The following is a 25,101-nucleotide window of genomic DNA, read 5'->3' on the forward strand; positions in this document are numbered from 1 at the left end:
CTTCAGGTGGTGATGCCGACCGTCAGCGTGGCGGCGAAGCCGCTGCTCGCGTCGCCGCTGACCGTGGCGAGCTGCGTCGTGTAGCCGTCGCTGAAGACGTTGTCCGAGGCCAGCGAGATCGCCGCGAAGTTCGAGGCGCTGGCCGAGTAGCCGGCGACCACGCCGTAGACCTGGCTGCAGGCGGCCGCCGGCAAGGCGAGCTGCGAGGTCTTCACGTCGTTCCTGCCGCTGGTGGCCGCGCTCAGGCTGGAGTAGACCTCGAAGTGCATGTGCGGCCAGCGCCCGCTGTAGCAGCCGGGGAAGATGGTGGTGAAGGTGACCTCGCCGTCGGCGTCGGTGACCTGCACGCCGCGCAGGAAGTTCTCGCTCGTGACGCCGCTGGAGTAGAGCGAGTAGCCGCCCTCGCGCGTGCAGTGCCACAGGTAGATCGCGTAGCCGGCCAGGCTGGCGCAGCCCGAGGCGCTGTCGACCAGCTTGAGCGTCACCGTGGTCGGCACGCCCTGGGCGGTGCCGCTGGCGCCGGCCACGCTGCCGCGGATGTCGCTGCGCACGATGCCCGCGAGCGTCAGCGCGTTGACGGTGCCGCTGGCGTTGGCGTTGGTGCCGTCGGCGGGGTAGGGGCCTTCGGTCTCGCTCGGGATCACCGAGCAGCTCGTCGTCGTCGTGCCGCCGCTGCCGGTCGATCCCGTGCCGCCCGTCGAGCCGGTGCTGCCGCTGCCGCCGGTCGTGGTGGTGGTCGTCGTCGTGCCGGCGCCGTCGTCGCCGCCGCCACCGCAGCCGAGCAGCGCGGCCGGGGCGGCGCCGGCCACGCTCAGCCAGCGCAGCAGGCGGCGGCGCCGCATCGCCTCGAGGTCGTGCAGCAGGCAAGGGGAGTGGGGGTGCTTCATGGCTCGCTCCTGTCGTGAGGAAGCGAAGCCTGGGGCCTTGCCGTTTCGGCTTGCGTGGCGCCGCGTGTCGGCGCCGACACAATGGTTTCAGGCGGCCGGCAGCACCAGCAGCGCGCGCAGCCCGCCCTCGGGGCGGTTCACCAGCGTGAGCCGGCCGCCGTCGCGCTCGGCGAGGTCGCGCGCGATCGCCAGGCCCAGGCCGTGACCGTGGGTCTGCCCGTACACCGGACGCGCCGCGTCGCCGGGCAGGCGCACCCAGGGCTCGAAGGCCTGCGCGATGCGCTGCGGCGGCAGGCCCGGGCCGTCGTCGTCGACGTGGATCTCCAGCGTGTCGCCGCGCGCCACGGCGCCGATGCGCGCGCGCTCGCCGTAGCGCAGCGCGTTGTCGAGCAGGTTGCCGAGCACGCGGCGCAGCGCCACCGGCCGGGCGCGCACGCGCAGCGGCGGCAGCGCGCCGTCGATGCGCACGTCCTGCCCCTGCTCGGCGCGGTCGTCGGCCACCGCCTGCAACAGCGCCGCCGCGTCCAGGCGCCGCGGCGGCTCGGCGTCGCGCTGTTCGCGCATCAGCGCCAGCGTGTCGTCGACCATCGTGTCCATCTCGTGCAGGTCGGCGGCGGCGGCCTCGGCCTGCGGCTCGTCCAGGCCCAGGCGCTCGAGGCGCAGGCGCAGGCGCGTCAGCGGCGTGCGCAGGTCGTGCGACAGCGCGGCCATCTGCAGGCTGCGCGCGTCGAACTGCTGTTGCAGGCGCGTCGCCATCGTGTTGAAGACCTGCGCGGCCTCGCGCACCTCGCGCGTGCCCTGCGCTTCGTCCAGACGCGGCGCGGCGCGGCCGTGAGCCAGGTCGTCGGACAGCGAGGCGGCGGCGCTCGAGAGCTGCTTCATCGGCCGCGCCAGCCAGCGCGCGCCGAGCGCCGCGCCGAGCGCGATCACCAGCGCGCGGATCGTGTAGTCGGCCCACAGCGCGCCGGCGGGCATGGCGGGGCGGGGCGGCGGCGGCGCGTCGCGCAGTTCGTCGAAGGGCACTCGCGGCGGCGGCGCGCGCCCTGGTTCGAGCAGGCCGGCCGGCGGCAGCGAGGGCAGCGGCGGCATCGCCCGCGGCGGGCCGTGGTTCGGCGCGGCGGCGCTGAAGGCGACCAGGTGGCTCGCCACCAGCGTCACCCACATCAGCAGGAACAGCCGCACGAACAGCGTGTCGAAGCGTCTCCAGGTCATGGCTGTACTTTCGCGTCGAAGACGTAACCCTCCCCGCGCAGCGTGCGGATCAGCGGCGCGCCGCCGGCGCCCTCGCCGAGCTTGGCGCGCAGGCGCGAGACGGCCAGGTCGATGCTGCGTTCGCTCACCGCGGCGCCGCGCGTGCGCGTCAGCTCGACGAGGCGCTCGCGCGTCAGCGCGCGGCCCGGGTGGTCGACGAAGGCGCAGAGCAGGCGGAACTCGGCGGCCGACAGCGCGAGCACGGTGCCGTCGCGCGCGACGAGTTCGCGGCGCAGCCGGTCGAAGCTCCAGGCGTCGAAGCGCACGTGCGTCGAGGGCGCGGCGGCGGCCGTGCCGGCGCTGCCGCCGCGGCGCATCACCGCCTTGATGCGCGCCACCAGCTCGCGCGGCTCGAAGGGTTTGGGCAGGTAGTCGTCGGCGCCCAGTTCGAGGCCGAGCACGCGCGACATCGGGTCACCCTGCGCGGTCAGCATCAGCACCGGCAGTTCGGGGCGCTCGCGCTTGAGCCACTGGCACAACGACAGGCCGTCCTCGCCGGGCAGCATCAGGTCGAGCAGCAGCACGTCGGGCGTGGTGCTGGCGATCTCGCGGCGCAAGGCGCGGCCGTCTTCGAGCGCGCGCACCGCGAAGCCGAAGCCTTCGAGGTAACCCGGCAGCAACGCGCGGATCTCCGCGTCGTCGTCGACCAGCCAGCATTGGACCGTCATGAGCGGAACAACCGCGAATACTGCGTCTCGTGCTGCGCCGAGAGAATGGACAGCAGCGGCGCGAAGGCCTGGCGCTCGTCGTCGCCGAGCGGCAGCGCGGCGTCGACCGCGGCGGGCATCGCCTCCACCAGCGCGCCGAGGATGCGCTGGCCGGCGCTCTGGCCGAGCGGCACGGCCTTCAGCGCCGCCTGCACCATGTTCTCGGCCCAGCCGAAGGCGAAGGCGAGCAGCGCCTCGCGCGGCGCCGCGCTGCCTTGCGCACACGCCAGCGCGAAGGCCAGCGGCCAGCTCGGCGCGGGCGGCAGCGCGGCGAGCACGGCGATGCGCGTGTCGGCGCCGCCGCGGTTCTTCAGCCATTCGAGCATCGAGCGGCCCATCTGCTCGGCCTGCGCGCGCAGCTCGCGCGATTCGCGCGTGGCGAGCACCCAATCGTTGAGCGAGCGCACGCGCGCCGCGTCGCTGGCGCGCCAGGCGGCGATCGCCTGCGCCAGCAGCGGCAGCTCGCTGCGCGCGAGGCTCAGGTGCAACTGGTCGAGCAGCCAGCGCGCGGCCTGCGCTTCGTTCGTCACGCGGCCGCTGTCGACCGCCGCCTCCAGCGCCTCCGAGTAGCTGAAGCCGCCCACCGGCAGCGCCGGCGAGGCCAGCCACAGCAGTTGAAGCAGCGCGGCCGGCGCGGCGTCAGTGGCCGTGATCGTGGCCGTGGGAGTGGTCGTGGTGGTGCTCATGCCCGTGATCGTGGTGATGCCCATGCCCCTGCGCGTGCGCCGCCGCGTAGGCGCCCGACTCGGGCTCGAACGGCGCCTGGGCCTCGGTCACGATCAGGTGCATGGCCCGCAGCATCTGCGCCAGCACGTGGTCGGGCTCGATCTGCAGGTGATCGGGCTTCAGCTCGATGGGCACGTGGCGGTTGCCGAGGTGGTAGGCGGCGCGCAGCAGGTCGAAGGGCGAGCCGTGCGCGGCGCAGTGCGTGATGCGCAGCACCGGCTGCGGCGCGGCCAGCACGCGCAGCAGCGAGCCGTCCTCGGCCACCAGCACGTCGCCGCCGCGCACCACGCTGCCGCGCGGCAGGAACACGCCGAGCGGGCGGCCGCCGGAGTCGGTGGCGTCGAAGCGGCTCTTCTGCCGCACGTCCCAGCCCAGCTCGACCGTGGGCGCGCGCTCGAGCAGCACGCCGGCCAGGCCGCGCCCGCCGGGAATCAGCTTGTTGATCGTCAGCATGGCGGCATTGTGCCGCGCGGCCACGACGGCGCATGTCGTCGATCCGATACGAAGCCGGGCGCCGTGGGTGGCGGAAACGCGGGCTGTGGCGGACAAGGCACGCTCGCGGTCGTCTTTCGGGGGAGGGGCGCGAACGCCGCGCGGCGTTTCGGGCGCGGCACGTCGAGATTGCCACGCGATCTTCCTAGGCTGGACCCCGTCCTCGCTCTCATGGCATGGGACGCGCAACCCAACCCACCCTGAAGGAACATCATGAAGAAGATCGTTATCCTGGCAGCCCTGGCTGCCGCCGCCGGCGCGGCCTCGGCCCAGTCGTCGTCCGTCACGCTGTTCGGCATCGCCGACGCGGCCGTGCGTCAGGTGAAGAACGGCGACACCTCGCTGAAGTCGCTGGCCAGCGGCGGCTACAACAGCAGCCGCCTCGGCGTGCGCGGCGTCGAGGACCTGGGCGGCGGCCTGTCGGCCGGCTTCTGGCTCGAGCACGGCTACAACGTCGACAGCGGCTCGGTCAGCGACACCACGCGCTTCTGGAACCGCCGCGCCACCGTCAGCCTGATCAGCGGCATCGGCGAAGTGCGCCTGGGCCGCGACTTCTCGCCCACCTACACCGGCTATGCCGACTACGACCCGTTCGGCGACAACGGCGTGGGCGCATCGAGCAAGTTCGACTCGTCGCTGGGCACCGCGCGCGACACCGGCACGCGCGCCGACAACCAGGTGACCTACCTGACCCCGGGCAACCTGGGCGGCCTGTACGCGCGCGTGTCCGTGGCGGCGGGCGAAGGCGCGCTGGGCAAGCGCTACGTCGGCGGCCGCCTCGGCTACGCGGCGGGCCCGCTGGACGTGTCCGCCTCCTACGGCGAAACGCTGGTGGCGCCGGTGGCCGGCGAAGACCAGTTCAAGACCGCCGGCTTCGGCGCCGCGTACAACTTCGGCTTCGCCAAGGCGCTGTTCTACTTCCGCCAGGCCAAGATGGCCGACTACGAGCTGGCGGTCTACGGCCTGGGCGCGCACGTGCCGGTCGGCAACGGCGTGCTGCGCGTCGGCTACACGCATGCCAACGCCTCGGGCAACAACGCGGCCGGCGCCAGCGTCGACGCGAACGACGCCAACCAGCTCGCGCTGGGCTACGTGCACAACCTGTCCAAGCGCACCGCGCTGTACGGCACGGCCGCCTACGTGAAGAACAAGGGCAACGCGACCTTCGCCGTCGCGTCCACGCCGGCCCTGCCGGCCGGCCAGAAGTCGACCGGCTACGAGGTCGGCCTGCGCCACAGCTTCTGATCGGCGCGCCCAAGGCGTTTGCGAGGGCCGCACCCGCGAGGGTGCGGCCCTCTTTCGTTGGCACGTCATCGCATGGTCAAAAAAATGTCAAGGGTAAACCCTATATTGGGTGCGAACACGGAACCCTGCATGCGACGACAAGACATTCAACTGCTCGCGCTGGCGCGCCAAGGCGATGGCGCGGCGCGCTGCGAGGTGGGGCGGCGCTACCTGCTCGGGGCGGACGGCTTCGCCCGGCACGTGGCCAGCGGGCTCGACCACCTGGGCCGCGTCGATGCGGCGCAGCGCCCGCTTGCCGCGCGCATCGTCGCCGAGAGCCTGGCCCTGGAGGATCTGGTGACGCTGCGGCAGGAGCCGGCTTTGGCGCAGGCCGCGGCCGACGGCAGCCCGCTCGCGCAGGTCAAGCTCGGCGTGTGGCTGTGCCTGCGCGAAGGCCGCGTCGACGAAGGCGTGCGCTGGATCGACCGCGCCGCCACGGCCGGCCATGCCGGCGCGCGGCGGGCCGCCGCCGCGCTGCGCCGGCCCGACGCCGACGATCCGCTGGCCGCCTTCCTGCAAGCGCTCACGCGCTGCGGCGAACTCGACGGCCTCTCGGTCGCGCTGCTGGCGGCGCGCCAGGCGCAGTCGCAGGCCGACCTGCGCCAGTTCGTCGCCGCGCTGCGCACCGTGCTCGCGCTGCGGCCGCAGGTCGATCCCGAACTGGCCGAACTGATCGCCGCCGCCGTCCACCTGGCCGAGCAGCGCGGCCAGCCGCTGGTCGGCCTGTCGGCCGAGGCGATCGAGACGGCGCTGGAGATGCGCTGCCAGCGCGGCGACGGCGACGCCGCCCATGCGCTGGGCCGCGCCCTGTGCGGCATCGCCTGCGGCGAACTCGCGCCGCGCGCGCTGGCCGGCGGCCAGAACATGCGCAAGGGCGTGGCCTTGCTGCTGCGTGCCGCCGACGCCGGCCGCAATGCCGCCTGGATGCACCTGTACCGCATGCACGGCGACCACCGGCTGTCGGTGGCCAACCCGCAGATGGCGCGCTTCTGCCTGGAGAAAGCGGCGCAGTCCGGCGACACCGAGGCGCAGCGCAAGCTCGGCGCGCTGATGCTGCGCGACGCCGAGGGGCTGGCCGACAGCGAGGCGGCGATCGAATGGCTGCAGCGCGCGGCCGGCAAGGGCGACGCGCACGCCGCCGGGCTGCTGCGCTCGCTGGTGCTGCCGCTGGCCGGCGACGACGCCGCGGCCGAGGCCGCGATCGAGCGCGTGCGGCAGGACGACCCCTGGGTGGCGGCGCGCATGTCGCTGGCGCGCCACTTCGGCCTGACCAAGCTCGAAGCCCTGTGCGTCGACCCGGTCGACGGGCAGCGCGCCTGGGGCCTGGTGGTCGGGCGCAACCCCTTCATCACGCAGGTGCGCCTGTCGGCGGCGCGGGCGATCCCGGCGCTGCACGACGCGGCCTTGCAGGCGTTGCAGCGCGCGGTGAGCTTCTACCACCAGGCGCAGCGCGAAGCGCCGCTGCTGGAAGGCGACCTGCGCCGCCGCTCGCGCCGCCAGCGCCGCGCCTTCGAGCGCCACGGCGTCGACGAATCGATGTTCTTCGCCCAGGCCAGCGCCACCACGCTGCAGACGCTGCGGCTGGGCACCAAGTGGGCGTTCCATGCGCGCGAGCCGCTGAAGTCGGCGCTCGCCGCCTGAACTGCGGCGCCGCGCTTCAGCGGCTCAGAACAGGAAGTAGCGCTGCGCCAGCGGCAGCACCTGCGCCGGCTCGCAGCTCAGCAGTTGCCCGTCGGCGCGCACCTCGTAGGTCTGCGCGTCGACTTCCATGCGCGGCGCGTAGCCGTTGTGCACCATGTCGCGCTTGGCGACGCCGCGGCAGCCCTTCACCGCGGCGACGTGCTTCTTCAGGCCCAGCGATTCGGCGATGCCGCCGGCCAGCGCCGCCTGGCTCGTGAAGGTGATCGCGCCGGCGTGCAGCGCGCCGCCGAAGGCGCCGAACATCGGCCGGTAGTGCACCGGCTGCGGCGTCGGGATCGAGGCGCTCGGGTCGCCCATCGCCGCCACGGCGATGAAGCCGCCCTTGAGGATCAGCGCCGGCTTGACGCCGAAGAAGGCCGGCTTCCACAGCACCAGGTCGGCCCACTTGCCGGGCTCGACGCTGCCGATCTCGTGCGCCATGCCGTGCGCCAGCGCCGGGTTGATGGTCAGCTTGGCGACGTAGCGCTTGACGCGCACGTTGTCGTTGCGCGCGCCGTCGCCTTGCAGCGCGCCGCGCTGCACCTTCATCTTGTGCGCGGTCTGCCAGGTGCGGATCACGACCTCGCCGACGCGGCCCATCGCCTGGCTGTCGCTGCTCATCATGCTGATCGCGCCCAGGTCGTGCAGCACGTCCTCGGCGGCGATGGTCTCGCGGCGGATGCGGCTCTCGGCGAAGGCCAGGTCCTCGGCGATGCCGGCGTCGAGGTGGTGGCACACCATCAGCATGTCGACGTGCTCGTCGAGCGTGTTGACGGTGTAGGGCATGGTCGGGTTGGTGGAGCTGGGCAGGAAGTTCTGCTCGCCCACCACCTTCAGGATGTCCGGCGCGTGGCCGCCGCCGGCGCCCTCGGTGTGGAAGGCGCACAGCGTGCGGCCCTGGGTGGCGGCGATGGTGTTCTCGACGAAGCCCGACTCGTTCAGCGTGTCGCTGTGGATGGCGACCTGCGTGTCGGTCTCCTCGGCCACGTCGAGGCAGCAGGAGATCGCCGAGGGCGTGGTGCCCCAGTCCTCGTGCAGCTTCAGCCCGGCCGCGCCGGCCTCGACCTGCTGGCGCAGCGCCTCCGGCCGGCTGGCGTTGCCCTTGCCGAGGAAGGCGAGGTTGACCGGGAAGGCGTCGGCCGAGCGCAGCATGCGCGCGATGTTGGCCGGCCCCGGCGTGCAGGTGGTGGCGAAGGTGCCGGTGGCCGGGCCGGTGCCGCCGCCGATCATCGTCGTCACGCCCGAGGCCAGCGCGGCCTCCACCTGCTGCGGGCAGATGAAGTGGATGTGCGAGTCGATCGCGCCGGCCGTGACGATCATGCCCTCGCCGGCGATCACCTCGGTGCCCGGGCCGATGACGATGTCCACGCCCGGCTGCACGTCGGGGTTGCCGGCCTTGCCGATGGCGGCGATGCGCGTGCCGCGGATGCCGATGTCGGCCTTGACGATGCCCCAGTGGTCGATGATCACCGCGTTGGTGATCACGCAGTCGGCCGCCTCGTGCGCGCCCGGGCCGTTGACGCGCTGGCCCTGGCCCATGCCGTCGCGTATGGTCTTGCCGCCGCCGAACTTCACCTCCTCGCCGTGGCCGCCGGCCCGCAGGGTGTAGTCCTTCTCGATCTCGACGATCAGCTCGGTGTCGGCCAGGCGCAGGCGGTCGCCGACGGTGGGGCCGAACATCTCGGCGTAGGCGCGCCTGCCGATGGTGGCCATCTCAGAGCGCTCCCTGCACCAGGCCACGGAAACCATACACGACACGCGCGCCGGCGAAGTCGACCAGCTCCACCGTGCGCTGCTGCCCCGGCTCGAAGCGCACCGCGGTGCCCGAGGCGATGTTCAGCCGCATGCCGCGCGCGGCGTCGCGGTCGAACTTCAGGGCGCCGTTGGTCTCGGCGAAGTGGTAGTGCGATCCCACCTGGATGGGTCGGTCGGCGCCGTTCTCGACCACCAGCGTCAGCGTGCGCCGGCCGGGGTTGAGCGCCAGCTCGCCGTCGTCGACGAGCAGCTCGCCGGGGGTGAAGTGAGTCGTCATGCGTCCGCCTATGCAATCGGTTGGTGCACGGTCACCAACTTGGTGCCATCGGGGAAGCTGGCTTCCACCTGGATGTCGGGAATCATCTCGGGCACGCCGTCCATCACGTCGGCGCGCGCGAGGATGGTCTTGCCCTCGCTCATCAGCGCCGCGACGCTCTTGCCGTCGCGCGCGCCTTCCATGATCGCCGCGCTGATCAGCGCCACCGCCTCGGGGTAGTTCAGCTTCAGCCCGCGCGCGCGGCGCCGCTCGGCCAGCAGCGCGGCGGTGAAGATCAGCAGCTTGTCCTTCTCGCGCGGCGTCAGTTCCATGGCGCGGGATCAGCAGGAGGCGTGCCAGAGGCCGGGCAGCGCGCCCGTTGGCACAGGCCTTGCCCCAAGGCGGCGCATGCACGACACCGCCCTCGCTCACCCGGCGCCGCCCGCGCTCGGCCCGGCCATCGCCGCGCCGGCAGGCACCGAAGCGGTGCAGCGGGTCGTCAAGGTGCGGCGCGACTACAACAGTTGGGTGGCGCGCGAGACCATGGAGGACTACGCGCTGCGCTTCACGCCGCGCAGCTTTCGCAAGTGGTCGGCGCCGCGCGTGGCCAACACGGCCTTCGGCGCGGCCTCGTTCCTGGTGCTCGAGGCGGTGGGCGGCACGCTGCTGGTGGACTACGGCTTCGTCAACGCGCTGTGGGCCATCCTCGCCACCGGGCTGATCATCTTCGCGGCCGGCTGGCCGATCAGCGTCTACGCGGCGCGCCACGGCGTCGACATGGACCTGCTGACGCGCGGCGCCGGCTTCGGCTACATCGGCTCGACCATCACCTCGCTGATCTACGCCAGCTTCACCTTCATCTTCTTCGCGCTCGAAGCGGCCGTCATGGCCTATGCGCTCGAACTCGCCTTCGACATCCCGCCGGCCTGGGGCTACCTGCTGTGCGCGCTGGCGGTGATTCCGCTGGCGACGCACGGCGTCACGACGATCAGCCGCCTGCAGGTGTGGACGCAGCCGCTGTGGCTGGCGATGCTGGTGCTGCCCTTCGTCTACGTGCTGCAGCAGCACCCGACGGTGCTCGCCGACATCTGGCAGTTCGGCGGCATCGCCGAGGGCGGCACGCTGGACGACGCGCTGCCCGGCGGCTTCGACCTGATGAAGTTCGGCGCGGCGACGACGGTGGGCATCGCGCTGATCACGCAGATGGGCGAGCAGGCCGACTACCTGCGTTTCATGCCCGAGCCCCGGCCCGGCCGCAAGCTCGCGTGGTGGGCCAGCGTCGCCATCGGTGGCCCCGGCTGGGTGATCCCGGGCGTGCTGAAGATGCTGGCCGGCTGCCTGCTCGCGTACCTGGCGATCGGCTACGCCGTGCCGGTGGCGCGCGCGGTCGACCCGAACCAGATGTACCTCGTCGCCTGGGGCGCGGTCACGTCCAACGTCGGCCTGGCGGTCGCGGCCACCGCGCTGTTCGTCGTCGTCTCGCAGCTCAAGATCAACGTCACCAACGCCTACGCCGGCTCGCTGGCGTGGTCGAACTTCTTCGCGCGCCTGACGCACAGCCACCCGGGCCGCGTGGTGTGGATGGTGTTCAACACGCTGATCGCGCTGATGCTGATGGAACTGGACGTGTTCCAGGCCATCGGCAAGGTGCTGGGCCTGTACTCGAACATCGCGATCAGCTGGATCATGGCGGTGGTGGCCGACCTGGTGGTCAACAAGCCGATGGGCTGGTCGCCTCGCGGCATCGAGTTCAAGCGCGCGCACCTGTACGACGTGAACCCGGTCGGCGTCGGCGCGATGGGCGTGGCCTCGCTGCTGTCGATCACGGCCTACCTCGGCGCGCTCGGCCCGATGGCGCAGGCCTTCTCGGCGCTGATCGCGATGGTGACGGCCTTCACCGTCTCGCCGCTGATCGCGTGGTGGACGAAGGGCCGCTATTACCTGGCACGGCAGCCCGAGCAGGGCGCGTACCGGCGCCTGACGCGCTGCACGATCTGCGAGCGCGAGTACGAAAGCGACGACATGGCAAGCTGCCCGGCCTACGGCGGCGCGATCTGCTCGCTGTGCTGCTCGCTGGACGCGCGCTGCCACGACCTGTGCAAGCCGCAGGCGCGCGTGGCGGTGCAGTGGCGCACGGCGATGGCGCGCCTGCTGCCGGCGCGGCTGTGGCGGGGCCTGGACACCGAACTGGGCCACTACCTGATGCTGATGGCGCTGGCGATGCCGCTGCTGGCCGCGCTGTTCGCGGCGGTCTACCGCCACGAGCGGCGCGCGCTCGGCCCGCTCTCGGCCGAAGCCGAGGCGGCCCTGCGGATGGGCTTCGTCAAGATCTACGCCGTGCTGCTGGTGGCCAGCGCGGTGGTGGCGTGGTGGCTGGTGCTCAAGCACCGCAGCGCGCAGGTGGCGCAGGAGGAGTCGAACCGCCAGACGCTGCTGCTGATGCAGGAGATCGAGTCGCACCGCCGCACCGACCTCGCCTTGCAGCAGGCCAAGCAGGCCGCCGACGCCGCCAACCAGGCCAAGACGCGCTACCTCTCGGCCATCAGCCACGAGCTGCGCACGCCGCTGAACAGCATCCTCGGCTATGCGCAACTGCTCGACGACGACCCCGCCATCCCCGAGGCGCGGCGCCAGGCGGTGCGCGTCATCCGGCGCGGCGGCGACCACCTGCTGTCGCTGATCGAGGGCACGCTGGACATCGCGCGCATCGAGGCCGGCAAGCTGCGGCTCGAACCGGCGCCGATGCGGCTGCGCGAGAGCCTGCAGCAGATCGCGCGGCTGTTCGAGCTGCAGGCGCGCTCCAAGGGCATAGCCTTCGCCGCCGAGATCGACGCGCACGCGCCCGAGCTGGTGCGCGCCGACGAGAAGCGCCTGCGCCAGATCCTCATCAACCTGCTCGGCAACGCGGTGAAGTTCACGCGCGAAGGGCGCGTCGAACTGCGCCTGCGCTACGCGCGCGAGATGGCGCACTTCGAGATCGAGGACACCGGCCCCGGCATGCCGCCCGACGAGCTGGCCCGCGTGTTCGAGCCCTTCGCGCGCGGCTCGGCGGCCGGGCAGGGCGGCGGCGCCGGCGGCACCGGCCTGGGCCTGACGATCGCCAAGATGCTGGTGGAGCTGATGGGCGGCGAGATGACGGTGCAAAGCCAGCCCGGGCGCGGCTCGACCTTCCGCGTGCGCCTGTTCCTGCCCGAGCTGCGCGCCGACGCGCTGCCCGCGCCGCAGGCGGCGCCGCGCGCCGGCTATGCCGGGCCGCGCCGGCGCATCCTCGTCGTCGACAACGAGGAGGCCGACCGCGGGCTGCTGGTCAGCGTGCTCGCGCCGCTGGGCTTCGAGCTGCGCAGCGCCGGCTCGGGCGAGGAGGCGCTGGCGCTGCTGCGCGAGCGGCGCTGGCGGCCCGACGCGATCTTCATGGACCTGGCGATGCCCGGCATCGACGGCTGGGAGACCATCCGCCGCGTGCGCGGCGAGGGGCTGGGCCCGGCGGCCATCGCGGTGGTCTCGGCCAACGCCTTCGACAAGGCGCTGGACAACGACGCCGGCATCGCGCCGGCCGACTTCATCACCAAGCCCGTGCGCGTGGCCGAGCTGCTCGACTGGCTGGGCGGCGCGCTGGCGCTCGAATGGCACGCCAGCGCGCCCGCCGAGGCCGCGCCGGCGGCCGAGGCGACGCTCGCGCTGCCGGCCGCGCCGCAACTGCGCGCCTTGCAGGAGCTGGTGGAGATCGGCTACGTGCGCGGCATCGTCAAGCGGCTCGACCGCATCGAGGCCGAATCGCCCGAGAGCGCCGCCTTCGTCGAGCGCCTGCGCGTGATGGCGCGCGGCTTCCAGCTCGACGAGATGACGGGCGTGCTGCGGCGCGCCTTGCAGACGCCATGAGCGCGGCGATGGAACTCGACCGCGGCCATGCCGACGTGGTGCTGATCGTCGACGACGCGCCCGACAACCTCTCGATGCTGCACGACGCGCTCGACGAGTTCGGCTACACCGTGCTCGTCGCCACCAACGGCGAGCAGGCCTTGCAGCGCGCCGCGCAGGCGCTGCCCGACGTGATCCTGCTCGACGCGCTGATGCCGGGGCTGGACGGCTTCGAGGTGGCGCGGCGGCTCAAGGCCGAGGCCGCCACCGCCGGCATCCCGGTGATCTTCATGACCGGGCTGACCGAGACCGAACACGTGCTCGCGGCCTTCCGCAGCGGCGGCGTCGACTACGTGGCCAAGCCGATCCGGCCGATGGAGGTGCTGGCGCGCATCGCCGCGCACGTGCAGGGCGCGCGCGAGCGCCGCCAGGCGCGCAACGCGCTCGACGCCTTCGGCCACGCCACGCTGGCGGTGCGCGCCGCCGACGGCCGCATCCTCTGGCAGACGCCGCTGGCGCGCCAGATGCACGGCTGGCTGGGCGCGCACGAGGCCGGCGGCGGCGCGCGGCTCGGCGAGGGCGTGCTCGACTGGCTGCAGGCGCAGGCCGTGGTGCAGGCCACCGGCGGCACGCCGCAGCCGCTGACGCTGGCGCGCCACGGCCGCCGCCTCGTGGTGCGGCTGCACGAGGCCAGCGCGGCCAGCGGCGGCGCGAGCGGCGGCGACGACGAATGGCTGCTGGTGCTCAACGAATCGTCCGACGAATCGACCATCGAGGCACTGGGCCTGGCCTTCAAGCTCACCGCGCGCGAGGCCGAGGTGCTGTACTGGGTGGTGCAGGGCAAGACCAACCGCGACATCGGCGACATCCTCGGCACCAGCCCGCGCACCGTGCACAAGCACCTGGAGCACGTGTTCGAGAAGCTCGGCGTCGAGACGCGCACCGCCGCCGCGGGCCTGGCGTTGACGCGCGTCAGGCAGTTGGCGGCCGGGCGCTGATCCCGTTCAAGGCGGGGGCGCCGCGGCGAGGCACACTGCGGGGGTTCGAACCGGAGGACCGCCGCCATGTCCAGACTCGGCCCGCTGCTCGCCGCCACCGACTTTTCCGCCCCCGCGCGCCTCGCGGTGGAGCGCGCCGCGCGCCTCGCGCACGAGGCCGAGGCGCCGCTGACGCTGCTGCACGTGCTGCCCGGCGAGCCGCTGGCGCAACTGCGCAACTGGCTCGGCGCCGACAGCGCGCCCGAGCGGCAGATGGCGCAGCAGGCGCAGGCCGAACTGCAAGGCCTGGCCGCCGAGGTGGCCGCGGCGAGCCGCGCCGAGGTCGACGCGCGCTGCGCCGGCGGCGTGGCGATCGACGAGATCCTGCGCGCCGCCGACGCGCTGGACGCCGCGCTGATCGTCACCGGCGCGCGCGGCAGCGGCTTCCTGCGCCGCCTGGTGCTGGGCACCACGGCCGAGCGGCTGATGCGGCGCAGCGCGCGGCCGCTGCTGGTGGTGCGCCAGCCGCCGCGCGAGGCCTACCGGCGCGCGCTGGTGGCGCTGGACTTCTCGCCCTGGTCGGCCCGGGCGCTGGCGCTGGCGCGGCGCGTCGCGCCGCAGGCGCGGCTGGTGCTGCTGAGCGCCTACCAGGTGCCGTTCGAGGAGAAGCTGCACTTCGCCGGCGTCGACGCGCCGACCATCGACCTGTACCGCGGCCACGCCCGCGCCGAGGCGACGCAGCGCCTGCACGCGCTGGCCGCCGAGGCCGGCCTCGCGCCCTCGCAATGGGAGCCGCGCATCGTCGAGGGCGATGCCTCGCTGCGCATCGTCGAGAGCGAGCAGGCCCTGGCGTGCGACCTGACGGTGCTGGGCAAGCACGGCCTGTCGGCCGGTGTCGAACTGCTGCTGGGCAGCGTCACCCGGCACGTGCTGGCCGAGGGCGGCGCCGACGTGCTGGTGTCGACGGCGCGCGGCTGACGCTTCGCGCCGCTCACGGCCGCGACGGATCGAGGAAGCGCGCGACGCCGACGACCTTGTCCACCGGCAGCACGAAGGCGATGCCCTGTCCCACCTCGTTCAGCCCGGCGGCCTGCACGATGGCCTCGAGGATGGCGTCGGCGCGCGTCTCGGGCACCAGCGTGAGCACGATCTCCTTCTCGGGCTCGATCGAGACGCCGAAGATCTTCTCCTTCTCGTTGATGCCGGCGCCGCGGCCGCCCATCACGGTGCCGCCGCGCGCGCCGGCCTCCACCGAGGCCTCCAGCACGGTGCTGCCCCAACCCTTGCGCACGATGGTGACGATCAGCGAGGTGTTCATGCCCGGACTCACTTTCTGGAACGCTCCGGCCGCGTCCGCCAGCGGATCACCAGGCCGAGAATCATGACCGACAGGATGGGCGCCAGGGCGATCAGCGCCACCAGCCCGAAGCCGTCGAGCAGCGGGTCGGCGCCCTCGGCGGCGGAGGCGATGCCCAGCGCCAGCGCCAGCAGGAAGCTGTTGGCCAGCGGGCCGGTGGCCACGCCGCCGGCGTCGGCGGCCACGGCGACGAAGGCCTTGTCGCTGAAGCGCATCAGCAGCAGCGCCAGCGCGTAGCCCGGCACCAGCAGCCAGGCCATCGGCAGCTCCAGCGCGATGCGCAGCACGCCCAGGCCCACCGAGACGGCCACGCCGATGCAGATGGTGACCAGCACCATCGAGCGGTGGATCGAGCCGCCCGAGGCGTCCTGCACCTCGTCGGCCAGGATGCGCACCGCCGGCTCGCCCCAGGTGGTGACGAAGCCGAGCAGCAGCCCGACGCCCAGCATCGCCGCCGGATGCGGCAGCGTGGCGATGGCGCGGCCGATCAGCGTGCCGAAGGGCAGGAAGGCCAGCGCCACGCCGGTGAGGAACAGGAACAGCCCGAGCGCCGCCACCAGCGTGCCGGCGAGGATGCGCACCACCTCGCGCTGCGGCAGCTTCAGCAGCAGCGCCTGGAAGACGAGGAATACCACCAGCAGCGGCGTGACCGCGATGACCACGCTGCGCGCGGTGTCGCCGGCCAGCGCGAGCAGTTCGGCGCCGTTCAACGCAGCCACCCGATCAGCAGCACGACGATCACCGGCCCGGTGGAGGCCAGGCCGAGCAGGCCGAAGCCGTCGAGGCTGCCGGCATGGCGCGCCAGCACCGAGCTGAGCCCCAGGCCCAGCGCCAGCAGCACCGGGCCCGACAGCACGCCGGTGGTCACGCTGCCGGCGTCGAAGGCGAGCGGGATGAAGCTGGGCGCGGCCAGCAGCGAGAGCACGATCATCAGCGCGAACGCGATCGCCAGCAGCAGCGTCAGCGAGCGGCCGTGCGCGATGCGCCACAGCGCGGCGGCGCTGAACACGCCGACGCCGGCGGCGATCAGGACGGCCAGCGCCTGCGCGCCGACCGGGCTGTCGGCGATCGTGCCGACCTGCGCCGACAGGATCATCACGTCGGGCTCGGCGATCGTGGTGACGAAGCCGAGCGAAGCGGCCACCGCGAGGATCAGCGCCAGCGAGCCCTTGCGCGGCAGCTCGGCGCCGATGTAGCGGCCCATCGGCAGGATGCCGTGCTCGACGCCGGCGAACAGCAGCAGCATGCCCAGCGCGGCCAGCGCCGAGCCGGCCAGGAACTGCAGGAACTGCGGCAGCGGCGCCTGCACGAAGGCGACCTGCAGCACGCACACCGAGCCCACCAGCGGCGCCATCGCGCGCAGCACCTCGGGCAGCTTGGCGCGCAGGAAGTCGCGCATGGCGCGGCCCGCCCGCTCAGCCGCGCCGGCCCAGCGGCGGCGGCAGCGCGTCGCCGGCCTGGCGGCGGCGGAACAGCGCGGCGCGCGCCAGCACGATGGTGGTGACCGGCGCGGTGATCGACAGCACGATGATCACCAGCCACACGTGCAGCGCCAGCGTGCCCTCGCGCGCGCTGAAGTGCACGATGGAGGCGAAGGTGACGATCCACGCCGCCAGCGTCGAGGCCAGCGCCGGCGCGTGCATGCGGGTGAAGAAGTCGCGCAGCCACGCCAGGCCCAGCGCGGCCACCAGCACCACCGCGCCGCTGGCCAGCAGCAGCACGGCGACGGCGATCTCGGAGGCGGTCGCGTTCATTCGATCACCTCGCCGCGCAGCAGGAACTTGGCCAGCGCCACCGAGCCGACGAAGCCGAACAGCACCATCAGCAGCGCGCCCTCGAAGTACATCTCGCTGTCGTAGCGGATCGCCAGCACCAGCATCACCAGCATGCCGACCACGTACAGGAAGTCGAGCGCCATCACGCGGTCCTGCGCGCTCGGGCCGCGCCCCAGGCGCAGCGCGCCGATGCCCATCGCCAGCACGTACAGCACCAGCGTGGCGTCGATGGCCAGCAGCAGCAGCGGGCTCATTCGAAGATCTCCTTCAGCGGCTGTTCGTAGTCGGCGCTGAAATGCGCCAGGAAGTGCGCCTCGTCGTCGAGGTCGAAGACGTGCAGCAGCAGCGCGCTGCGGTCGGGCGCCAGCTCGCACCAGACGGTGCCGGGGATGACGGCGGTGATCATCGCCAGCGCGGCCAGCGCGTGCTCGTTGCGCAGCGTCAGCGGCACCACGACGAAGGCGCTGCGCGGCGGCTGGCGGCGTGCGCGCAGCACGCGCCGGCCGACCTGCAGCGCCGAGCGCAGCACGTCGCGCCCGACGCGCAGGATCAGCCGCGCCAGCACGCCCAGGTGGCGCAGCGGCCCGGGCTGCGGGCGCAGCGGGCGCGCCAGCAGCGGCATCACGACCGCCAGCGCCGCGCCGAGCAGCAGCGTGCCGGCGCCGGTGCTGCGCGCCAGCAGCACCCAGCCGCCGAAGATGCCCAGCGACAGCCAGGGCGAGGGCAGCCAGCGTTTCATCGCACGCCCTCCGCCGCCGGCGGCGGCAGCGCGCGCGTGCCCAGCACCGCGGCGATGTAGCGCTGCGGCTGGTGCAGCGCGCGCGCCGCCTCGCGGGTGTAGTCGAGCAGCGCCTCGCCGCGCACCACCAGCGCCGCCAGCGCCAGCACCAGCGCCGCCACCGGCAGCGACTCGGCCACGCGCAGGCGCGGCGCCGGGCCGTGGCCGGCGGTCCAGAAGTGGCGCATGCCGACGCGCACCAGCGCGATGGCGGCGAACAGGCCCGAGCCGATCAGCAGCGCGAACAGCGTCCAGGCGCGCGCCGAGCCGATGTCGATCAGCGCGCGCAGCATCGCCAGCTTGGCGACGAAGCCGGCCAGCGGCGGCAGCCCGGCCACCACCATCGCGCACATCGTGAACGACACGCCGAGAAAGGCCAGCGCGGCCGGGATCGCGCGGCCGATCAGCGCCTGCTCGTCGTCGTCGAGGTTGGTGCTGGGCGGCGGCTCGGCGTCGAAGAACACCGGCAGCGCGTCGTTGCCGTCGTCGAGCTGCTGCGGGCCCAGCTCGACCTGGCGGCCGCGCTCGAGCAGCTCGACGAGCAGGAACATCGCGCTGCCGGCCAGCGTCGAGGTGGCGAGGTAGAACAGCGCGCCGCCGGCCAGCGCCGCATCGCCGAAGCCGATCGCCGCCACCAGCGTGCCCGACGAGGCGATCACGCTGAAGCCGGCCAGCCGCGCCAGCCGCTGCGAGGCCAGCATGCCCACGGCGCCGAAGGCCAGCGTCGCCAGCCCGCCCCACACCAGCACGCCGCCGCCGAAGCCGGCCGAGGCGCCGGCGTCGGCCGGGAAGCACAGCGTCCACAGGCGCAGCAGCGCGTAGACGCCGACCTTGGTGAGGATCGCGAACAGCGCGGCCGCCGGCGCGCTGGCCGCGGCGTAGGCCGGCGGCAGCCAGAAGTTCAGCGGCCACACCGCCGCCTTGGCGAGAAAGGCCACCGCCAGGATGGCCGCGCCGGCGTGCAGCAGGCCGCGGTCGCCGGCCGGCACGAACGGCAGCTTCAGCGCGATGTCGGCCATCGTCAGCGTGCCGGTCACGCCGTACAGCACCGCCACGCCGATCAGGAACAGCAGCGAGGCCACCAGGTTGATGGCGATGTAGTGCAGCCCGGCGCGCACGCGCGCCATGCCGCCGCCGTGCAGCAGCAGCCCGTAGCTGGCGGCCAGCATCACCTCGAAGAAGACGAACAGGTTGAACAGGTCGCCGGTCAGGAAGGCGCCGTACAGGCCCATCAACTGCAACTGGAACAGCACGTGGAAGTACACGCCGGCGTGCTGCCAGCGCGCCAGCGCGTACAGCAGCGCGGCCAGCCCGACGCCGCCGGCCAGCAGCGCCATCAGCGCCGAGAGCCGGTCGGCGACCAGCACGATGCCGTAGGGCACCGGCCAGTTGCCCGGCAGGTAGGCCGCGAAGGCGGCCGGCCCGGCGGCGTCCACGCGCAGCAGCAGCGCCAGCGCGATCACCACGCCGAGCGCGGCCGAGGCCACGTTGAGCAGCGCCTTCAGGCGGCGCCGGTGCTCGCCGAGCATCAGCATCAGCGCGGCGGTGGCCAGCGGCAGCAGCACCGGCGCGACCACCAGGTGCTCGGGGGCCGGGGTCGGCGTCACGGCGCCTCCTCCTCGCCGTCGACGTGGTCGCCGCCGGACAGGCCGCGCAGCGCCAGCAGCACCACCAGGAACAGCGCGGTGGTGGCGAAGCCGATCACGATCGCCGTCAGCACCAGCGACTGCGGCAGCGGGTCGCTGTAGTGCGCGAGGTCGGGCACGACGCCGGGCTCGACGATGGGCTCGCGGTCGATCGCCAGGCTGCCGACGCTGAAGATGAACAGGTTGATCGCGTACGACAGCAGCGACAGCCCGATCAGCACCTGGAAGCTGCGCGGGCGCAGCACCAGCCACACGCCGGCGCTGGCCAGCACGCCCACCGCGATCGAGACGACGATTTCCATCAGTGCCGTTCCTCCCGTGCGTCGTCCTCGGCGGCGGCCTGCTGGCGGCGCGCGCGCAGCGACTGGTGCGCGATCGCGGTCAGCAGCAGCAGCGTCGAGCCGACCACCACGGCGAACACGCCGAGGTCGAACAGCGTCGCGCTGGGCAGGTGCACCTCGCCGACCAGCGGCCAGTGCACGTGCGCGGTGTGCGTGGTCAGGAAGGGGTAGCCCAGCGCGATCGAGCCCAGCCCGGTCAGCAGCGCCGCGCCCAGCCCGAAGGCGATCCAGCGCGGCGGCTGCAGGCGCACGCGCGCCTCCACCCAGCGCGTGCCGGAGACCATGTACTGCGCGATGAAGGCGATCGCCACCACCAGCCCGGCGACGAAGCCGCCGCCCGGCTCGTTGTGGCCGCGCATGAACAGGTGGAAGGCGAACACGAAGGCCACCGGCAGCAGCAGCCGCACCAGCACCGCCGGCACCTCCAGGTAGCGCTGCGCGGCCTCGCCGCCGTCGTGCGTCTGCAGGTCGCTGACCGCGTCGGCCGGGATGATGCGCTGCTGCGCCGGCCGGTCGATCACCTCCACCGGCGGGCGGAAGCGCCGCAGCAGCGCGTAGACGGTGATGCCGACGATGCCCAGCACGGTGATCTCGCCGAAGGTGTCGAAGGCGCGGAAGTCGACCAGCATCACGTTGACGACGTTGGCGCCGCCGCCCAGCGGCAGCGCGTTCTCGAGGAAGAACGGCGAGATCGACAGCGGCGCGCTGCGCGTCAGCAGCGCGTACGACAGCGTCGCCAGGCCGAGGCCGATCAGCACCGCCAGCGCCAGGTCGCGGCGGCGCCGCCAGCGCGCGCGCAGCGTGATGCGCGGGTCGTCCTGCTCGACGCGCTTGGGCATCCAGCGCAGGCCGAGCAGGAACAGCACCATGGTCACCACCTCCACGGCGAGCTGCGTCAGCGCGAGGTCGGGCGCGGAGAACCAGGCGAAGGTGATGCACAGCGCCAGCCCGACCACCGACAGCATCGCCAGCGCGGCCAGGCGGTGGAACTTGGCCTGCCAGGCCGCGCCGATGGCGCAGGCCAGCGCGACGATCCACAGGCCGACGAAGGCCGGCGAGGCCGGCACGCGCGCGCGGTCGCCCCAGATCAGCGGCACGATCAGCGCCGAGCCGAGCCCGGCCAGCCCGGCGATCAGCACCATCAGCGCGAGCTGCGGCTGCAGCCGCCGCGTGCCGAGCAGGCGCACCGTGCGGCGCGCGCCGTCGCTGGCCAGCGCCAGCGCGGCGTTGAACAGGCGCCGGCCGTTCAGCGCGCGCAGCAGCGGCGCGCCGAGGTGGCCGCGCAGGCGCAGCCGCTGCCCGAACCACAGGTACAGCAGCAGGCCGCCGAGCATGGCCGCCAGGCTCATCATCAGCGGCGTGTTGAAGCCGTGCCACACCGCCAGGCTGTAGGCCGGCAGCGTGCCGCCGACCACCGGCGCGGCGGCGATGGCCAGCACCGGCCCGATCGACCAGGCCGGCGCCGTGCCCACCACCACGCAGGTCAGCACCAGCAGCTCGACCGGCACGCGCATCCAGTGCACCGGCTCGTGCGGCTGGCGCGGGCAGTCGCCCGAGGTGGGGCCGAAGAACACGTCGTGGCCGAAGCGCAGCGAGTACACCACCGCGAACATGCTGGCCAGCGTGGCCGCCGCCGGCAGCAGCCGCTCGACCGCCGGGTGCGCCGCGACGAACACCGTCTCGGCGAAGAACATCTCTTTCGAGAGGAAGCCGTTGAGCATCGGCACGCCGGCCATCGCCGCGCAGGCCACGATGGCCAGCGTGCCGGTGATCGGCATGGCGCGGAACAGGCCGTCGAGCCGGCGCATGTCGCGCGTGCCGGTCTCGTGGTCGATGATGCCCACCGACATGAACAGCGAGGCCTTGAAGGTCGCGTGGTTCATCATGTGGAACACCGCCGCCACCGCGGCGACCGGGCTGTTCAGGCCCAGCAGCAGCGTGATCAGCCCGAGGTGGCTGATGGTCGAATAGGCCAGCAGCCCCTTCAGGTCGTTCTGGAACATCGCCACGTAGGCGCCCAGCAGCAGCGTCGCCAGGCCGGCGCCGCCGACGATCCAGAACCAGGCGTCGGTGCCGGCCAGCACCGGCCACAGCCGCGCCAGCAGGAACACGCCGGCCTTGACCATGGTCGCCGAGTGCAGGTAGGCCGACACCGGCGTCGGCGCGGCCATCGCGTGCGGCAGCCAGAAGTGGAAGGGGAACTGCGCGCTCTTGGTCAGCGCGCCCAGCAGCACCAGCGCCAGCGCCAGCGGGTACAGCGGGTCGGCGCGCACGATCTCGCCGGCGGCCAGCACCGCGTCGAGCTCGTGGCTGCCGACGATGTGGCCGATCAGCAGCACGCCGGCCAGCAGCGCCAACCCGCCGGTGGCGGTGACGGTGAAGGCCATGCGCGCGCCGCGGCGCGCGTCCTTGCGGTGCGTCCAGTAGCCGATCAGCAGGAAGGAGAACACGCTGGTCAGCTCCCAGAACACCACGAGCTGCACCAGGCTGCCCGACACCACCACGCCGAGCATCGCGCCCATGAAGCCCAGCAGCAGCGAGTAGAAGCGCGCCGCCGGGTCTTCCGGCGAGAGGTAGTAGCGCGCGTAGATCACCACCAGCAGCCCCATGCCGCTGACCAGCATCGCGAACATCCAGGCGAAGCCGTCGATGCGCACGACGATGTCCAGCCCCAGGCTGGGCAGCCATTCGAGGCGCTCGGCCACCACCGTGCCGGCGCTCACCTCGGGGTACAGCAGCGCCAGCGGCACGGCCACGGCGAGCGCCACCGCCGCGGCCCAGAGCGATTCCAGGTTGCGCGCGTTGGTCGGCAGCAGCGCCGCGACGGCACTGCCGGCGAAGGGCAGCAGGAGGATGAGCAACAGCGACATGGGCGGCGCCATTCTAGAAAGGGATGGCGCCTCTCAGGCCGCGGCGCCCTGCGCCGCCAGCAGCACGTCGGCGCCGCCCTCGGCCAGCACCATGCGCGCGGTGCCGCCGAGCAGGAATTCCTCGAGCGCGCCGCGGCCCTGGCGGCCGATGGCGACGAGATCGCAGCCGCGCTCCTGCTCGGCCCGCACGATCAGCATCCACGGGTCGGCGCCCTCGGGCGTGACGAAGCCGGTGCGATGCGGCGCGAGGCCGGCGCCGGCGGCCAGCGCTTCCAGCCGCTCGCGCGCCTCGAGGCGCGCGCGTTCGAGGTAGAGCCCGGCGCCGCGGCCGGCCGCGCCGGCGCCGCGCAGGCGCGCCTCGAAGGGCAGCTCGACGGCGTGCATCAGCAGCAGCTCGGCCTGCGGCGCGACACGCGCGGCCAGCGCGATGGCGCCGGCGCTCCAGGGCGAGAAGTCCACCGGCAGCAGCACGCGGTGGTAGGCCGCCTCGGGCGCGCGCCGCACCATCAGCACCGGCCGCGCCAGGCGCCGCGCGATGCGCTCGGCGGTGGAGCCGACCGCCATGCGGCGCACGATGCCCGCGCCGCGCGTGCCGGTGAGCACGAGCTCGGCCTGGAGCTGCTCGGCCACTTCGCGCGTGCTGCGCACCGCATGGCCCTGCACGAGCCGTTCGGCCACCGCGATGGCGTGGCGCGCGGCCAGCTCGCCGGCCAGCGCGTGAAGGCGCCCGCGCGCCTCGTCGCGCACGCCGCCGGCATCGGCGCCCGCATCGCCAGCCTCGTCGCCCAGCCAGCGCGCCATGTCCTGCAGCGCCAGCGCGTCCAGCGTGTGCAGCAGCGTCAGCGCGGCGCCGTGCTGGCCGGCGAGCTGCGCGGCGCGTTCGACGGCGCGCAGCGAGGCTTCGGAGAAATCGGTGGCGGCCAGCAGGGTGCGCAAGGGGGTCATCGGGTCTCCTCCGGGGACGGGCTCGGGGACGGAGCGGCGCCGCGCGCCGCGGTTCCCCAGCGGCGGTTGTACGCCACCTTGCGTATTGGGCATCGGCGGCGCCGCACCTAACCTGCGTGCAGCCCCGGACGATCCGGGATCAACGCAGGAGCCCAATCGCATGAACACCACCCGCCGCTTCGCCACGAAGACGCTCACCGCGCTGGCCGCCGCCGCCTGCACGATGGGTCTGACCACCATCGCCCGCGCCGCCGACACCATCAAGGTCGGCGTGCTGCACTCGCTGTCGGGCACGATGGCGATCTCCGAGACCGTGCTGAAGGACGTCGCCCTGATGACCATCGACGAGATCAACGCCAAGGGCGGCGTGCTCGGCAAGAAGCTCGAGCCGGTGGTGGTCGACCCGGCCTCCAACTGGCCGCTGTTCGCCGAGAAGGCCAAGCAGCTCATCGACCAGGACAAGGTCGCCGTGACCTTCGGCTGCTGGACCAGCGTGAGCCGCAAGTCGGTGCTGCCGGTGTACGAGGAGAAGAACGCGCTGCTGTTCTACCCGGTGCAGTACGAGGGCGAGGAGCTGAGCAAGAACGTCTTCTACACCGGCGCCGCGCCGAACCAGCAGGCCATTCCCGCGGTGGAATACCTGATGAGCAAGGACGGCGGCTCGGCCAAGCGCTGGGTGCTGCTGGGCACCGACTACGTCTACCCGCGCACCACCAACAAGATCCTGCGCGCCTTCCTGCACAGCAAGGGCGTGGCCGACGCCGACATCATGGAGGACTACACCCCGTTCGGCCATTCGGACTACCAGAGCATCATCGCCAAGATCAAGAAGTTCGCCTCCGAGGGCAAGAAGACCGCGGTGGTGTCGACCATCAACGGCGACTCCAACGTGCCCTTCTACAAGGAGCTGGGCAACCAGGGCCTGAAGGCGACCGACGTGCCGGTGGTGGCCTTCTCGGTCGGCGAGGAAGAGCTGCGCGGCGTCGACACCAAGCCGCTGGTGGGCCACCTCGCGGCCTGGAACTACTTCATGAGCATCAAGAGCCCGGCCAACACCGCGTTCGTCAAGCAGTGGAGCGACTACGCCAAGGCCAAGGGCATCCCCGGCCACAAGGACAAGCCGCTGACCAACGACCCGATGGAGGCCACCTACATCGGCATCCACATGTGGAAGCAGGCGGTCGAGAAGGCCAAGAGCACCGACCCCGACAAGGTGATCGCCGCGATGGCCGGCCAGACCTTCCCGGCGCCGGGCGGCTTCATGTCGACGATGGACAAGGAGAACCACCACCTGCACAAGCCGGTGTTCATCGGCGAGATCAAGGCCGACGGCCAGTTCAACGTGGTGTGGAAGACCAAGGGCCCGGTCGTCGCCGACCCGTGGAGCGACTACATCCCCGAGAACAAGGGCAAGAAGAACGTCCCGGAAAAGAAGTAAATCCCCCCCGGAGCGCCTGACGGCGCTCCCCCCCCCAGGGGGGCGACGCCAGCGGACCGGCGCAGCCGGATCCGCGGC

Annotated in this window: 23 protein-coding genes and 1 pseudogene; 6 read left to right on the forward strand and 18 right to left on the reverse strand. The window is 73.0% G+C overall.

The window, feature by feature from the left end; genetic code table 11:
- Positions 1 to 2 precede the first annotated feature (2 nt).
- From QM792_RS07215 to ureE, 5 genes and pseudogenes are all read right to left on the reverse strand, one after another.
- Complete coding sequence (locus tag QM792_RS07215) at positions 3 to 887, reverse strand: intradiol ring-cleavage dioxygenase (RefSeq protein WP_415148791.1); 885 nt, start codon at positions 885 to 887, stop codon at positions 3 to 5.
- An 87-nt stretch (positions 888 to 974) separates the two neighbouring features.
- Entirely contained in the window at positions 975 to 2,099 is a 1,125-nt protein-coding gene (locus QM792_RS07220; protein ID WP_415148793.1) for an ATP-binding protein, read from the reverse strand.
- The gene (locus QM792_RS07225) at positions 2,096 to 2,806 is read right to left on the reverse strand and encodes a response regulator (protein WP_415148795.1); all 711 of its coding nucleotides are present in this window, start codon (positions 2,804 to 2,806) and stop codon (positions 2,096 to 2,098) included. The genes QM792_RS07220 and QM792_RS07225 overlap by 4 nt, the downstream gene beginning before the upstream one ends.
- Complete coding sequence (locus tag QM792_RS07230; RefSeq protein ID WP_415148796.1) at positions 2,803 to 3,531, reverse strand: urease accessory protein UreF; 729 nt, start codon at positions 3,529 to 3,531, stop codon at positions 2,803 to 2,805. Before QM792_RS07230 ends, QM792_RS07225 begins: the two co-directional genes overlap by 4 nt.
- Positions 3,488 to 4,024, reverse strand: a pseudogene (gene ureE / locus QM792_RS07235) (urease accessory protein UreE); the annotation flags it as partial. The gene QM792_RS07230 and the pseudogene ureE, both read right to left, overlap by 44 nt.
- Positions 4,025 to 4,276: 252 nt before the next feature.
- Between ureE and QM792_RS07240 the strand changes: the two are divergent.
- Positions 4,277 to 5,308, forward strand: coding sequence for a porin (locus QM792_RS07240; protein WP_415148797.1), 1,032 nt, complete (start codon positions 4,277 to 4,279; stop codon positions 5,306 to 5,308).
- 129 nt (positions 5,309 to 5,437) lie between these two features.
- Positions 5,438 to 6,988, forward strand: coding sequence for a tetratricopeptide repeat protein (locus tag QM792_RS07245; protein WP_415148799.1), 1,551 nt, complete (start codon positions 5,438 to 5,440; stop codon positions 6,986 to 6,988).
- 24 nt (positions 6,989 to 7,012) lie between these two features.
- Here the strand turns inward: QM792_RS07245 and ureC are convergent, their stop codons facing one another.
- From ureC to QM792_RS07260, 3 genes are read right to left on the reverse strand one after another with little or no spacing between them, the layout of a single operon-like run.
- On the reverse strand, positions 7,013 to 8,740 hold the full coding sequence (ureC, locus tag QM792_RS07250) for an urease subunit alpha (RefSeq protein WP_415148801.1): 1,728 nt from the start codon (positions 8,738 to 8,740) through the stop codon (positions 7,013 to 7,015).
- A 1-nt stretch (position 8,741) separates the two neighbouring features.
- On the reverse strand, positions 8,742 to 9,059 hold the full coding sequence (locus QM792_RS07255; RefSeq protein WP_415148803.1) for an urease subunit beta: 318 nt from the start codon (positions 9,057 to 9,059) through the stop codon (positions 8,742 to 8,744).
- Between the two features lie 8 nt (positions 9,060 to 9,067).
- Positions 9,068 to 9,370: an urease subunit gamma gene (locus tag QM792_RS07260; RefSeq protein ID WP_415148805.1), complete on the reverse strand. Its 303-nt coding sequence runs from the start codon at positions 9,368 to 9,370 to the stop codon at positions 9,068 to 9,070.
- Between the two features lie 76 nt (positions 9,371 to 9,446).
- On the opposite strand from QM792_RS07260, the gene QM792_RS07265 reads away from it, so the two are divergent.
- The 3 genes from QM792_RS07265 (at position 9,447) to QM792_RS07275 (ending at position 14,851) form a co-directional block, all read left to right on the forward strand.
- Positions 9,447 to 12,917 (forward strand): ATP-binding protein, encoded by a 3,471-nt coding sequence (locus QM792_RS07265; RefSeq protein WP_415148807.1) that lies wholly within the window; start codon positions 9,447 to 9,449, stop codon positions 12,915 to 12,917.
- An 8-nt stretch (positions 12,918 to 12,925) separates the two neighbouring features.
- Complete coding sequence (locus QM792_RS07270; protein WP_415148809.1) at positions 12,926 to 13,894, forward strand: response regulator; 969 nt, start codon at positions 12,926 to 12,928, stop codon at positions 13,892 to 13,894.
- A gap of 66 nt (positions 13,895 to 13,960) precedes the next feature.
- Positions 13,961 to 14,851 (forward strand): universal stress protein, encoded by an 891-nt coding sequence (locus QM792_RS07275; RefSeq protein WP_415148810.1) that lies wholly within the window; start codon positions 13,961 to 13,963, stop codon positions 14,849 to 14,851.
- Between the two features lie 13 nt (positions 14,852 to 14,864).
- Here QM792_RS07275 and QM792_RS07280 read toward each other — a convergent pair whose 3' ends face one another.
- From QM792_RS07280 to QM792_RS07325, 10 genes are read right to left on the reverse strand one after another with little or no spacing between them, the layout of a single operon-like run.
- Positions 14,865 to 15,191: a P-II family nitrogen regulator gene (locus tag QM792_RS07280; protein ID WP_415148812.1), complete on the reverse strand. Its 327-nt coding sequence runs from the start codon at positions 15,189 to 15,191 to the stop codon at positions 14,865 to 14,867.
- A gap of 8 nt (positions 15,192 to 15,199) precedes the next feature.
- Entirely contained in the window at positions 15,200 to 15,949 is a 750-nt protein-coding gene (locus QM792_RS07285; RefSeq protein ID WP_415148814.1) for a DUF1538 domain-containing protein, read from the reverse strand.
- Positions 15,937 to 16,629, reverse strand: a complete 693-nt coding sequence (locus QM792_RS07290) for a DUF1538 family protein (protein ID WP_415148816.1) — start codon at positions 16,627 to 16,629, stop codon at positions 15,937 to 15,939. The genes QM792_RS07285 and QM792_RS07290 overlap by 13 nt, the downstream gene beginning before the upstream one ends.
- A 16-nt stretch (positions 16,630 to 16,645) precedes the next feature.
- Positions 16,646 to 16,984, reverse strand: a complete 339-nt coding sequence (locus tag QM792_RS07295) for a monovalent cation/H(+) antiporter subunit G (RefSeq protein WP_415148818.1) — start codon at positions 16,982 to 16,984, stop codon at positions 16,646 to 16,648.
- Positions 16,981 to 17,259: a K+/H+ antiporter subunit F gene (locus QM792_RS07300; protein WP_415148819.1), complete on the reverse strand. Its 279-nt coding sequence runs from the start codon at positions 17,257 to 17,259 to the stop codon at positions 16,981 to 16,983. Before QM792_RS07300 ends, QM792_RS07295 begins: the two co-directional genes overlap by 4 nt.
- Complete coding sequence (locus QM792_RS07305; protein ID WP_415148821.1) at positions 17,256 to 17,744, reverse strand: Na+/H+ antiporter subunit E; 489 nt, start codon at positions 17,742 to 17,744, stop codon at positions 17,256 to 17,258. The genes QM792_RS07300 and QM792_RS07305 overlap by 4 nt, the downstream gene beginning before the upstream one ends.
- A complete protein-coding gene (locus QM792_RS07310; protein ID WP_415148823.1) occupies positions 17,741 to 19,390 on the reverse strand; it encodes a monovalent cation/H+ antiporter subunit D in 1,650 nt (549 codons plus the stop codon). The genes QM792_RS07305 and QM792_RS07310 overlap by 4 nt, the downstream gene beginning before the upstream one ends.
- Positions 19,387 to 19,731, reverse strand: a complete 345-nt coding sequence (locus QM792_RS07315; RefSeq protein WP_415148825.1) for a Na+/H+ antiporter subunit C — start codon at positions 19,729 to 19,731, stop codon at positions 19,387 to 19,389. Before QM792_RS07315 ends, QM792_RS07310 begins: the two co-directional genes overlap by 4 nt.
- Complete coding sequence (locus QM792_RS07320) at positions 19,731 to 22,640, reverse strand: monovalent cation/H+ antiporter subunit A (RefSeq protein ID WP_415148826.1); 2,910 nt, start codon at positions 22,638 to 22,640, stop codon at positions 19,731 to 19,733. Before QM792_RS07320 ends, QM792_RS07315 begins: the two co-directional genes overlap by 1 nt.
- Positions 22,641 to 22,673: 33 nt before the next feature.
- Positions 22,674 to 23,585 (reverse strand): universal stress protein, encoded by a 912-nt coding sequence (locus QM792_RS07325; RefSeq protein WP_415148828.1) that lies wholly within the window; start codon positions 23,583 to 23,585, stop codon positions 22,674 to 22,676.
- 160 nt (positions 23,586 to 23,745) lie between these two features.
- Between QM792_RS07325 and urtA the strand changes: the two genes are divergently transcribed.
- Positions 23,746 to 25,023 (forward strand): urea ABC transporter substrate-binding protein, encoded by a 1,278-nt coding sequence (gene urtA, locus QM792_RS07330; RefSeq protein WP_415148830.1) that lies wholly within the window; start codon positions 23,746 to 23,748, stop codon positions 25,021 to 25,023.
- Positions 25,024 to 25,101 lie beyond the last annotated feature (78 nt).

It is taken from the genome of Piscinibacter sp., assembly GCF_047600445.1.
In the GTDB taxonomy this organism is placed as follows: Bacteria; Pseudomonadota; Gammaproteobacteria; order Burkholderiales; family Burkholderiaceae_C; genus Piscinibacter.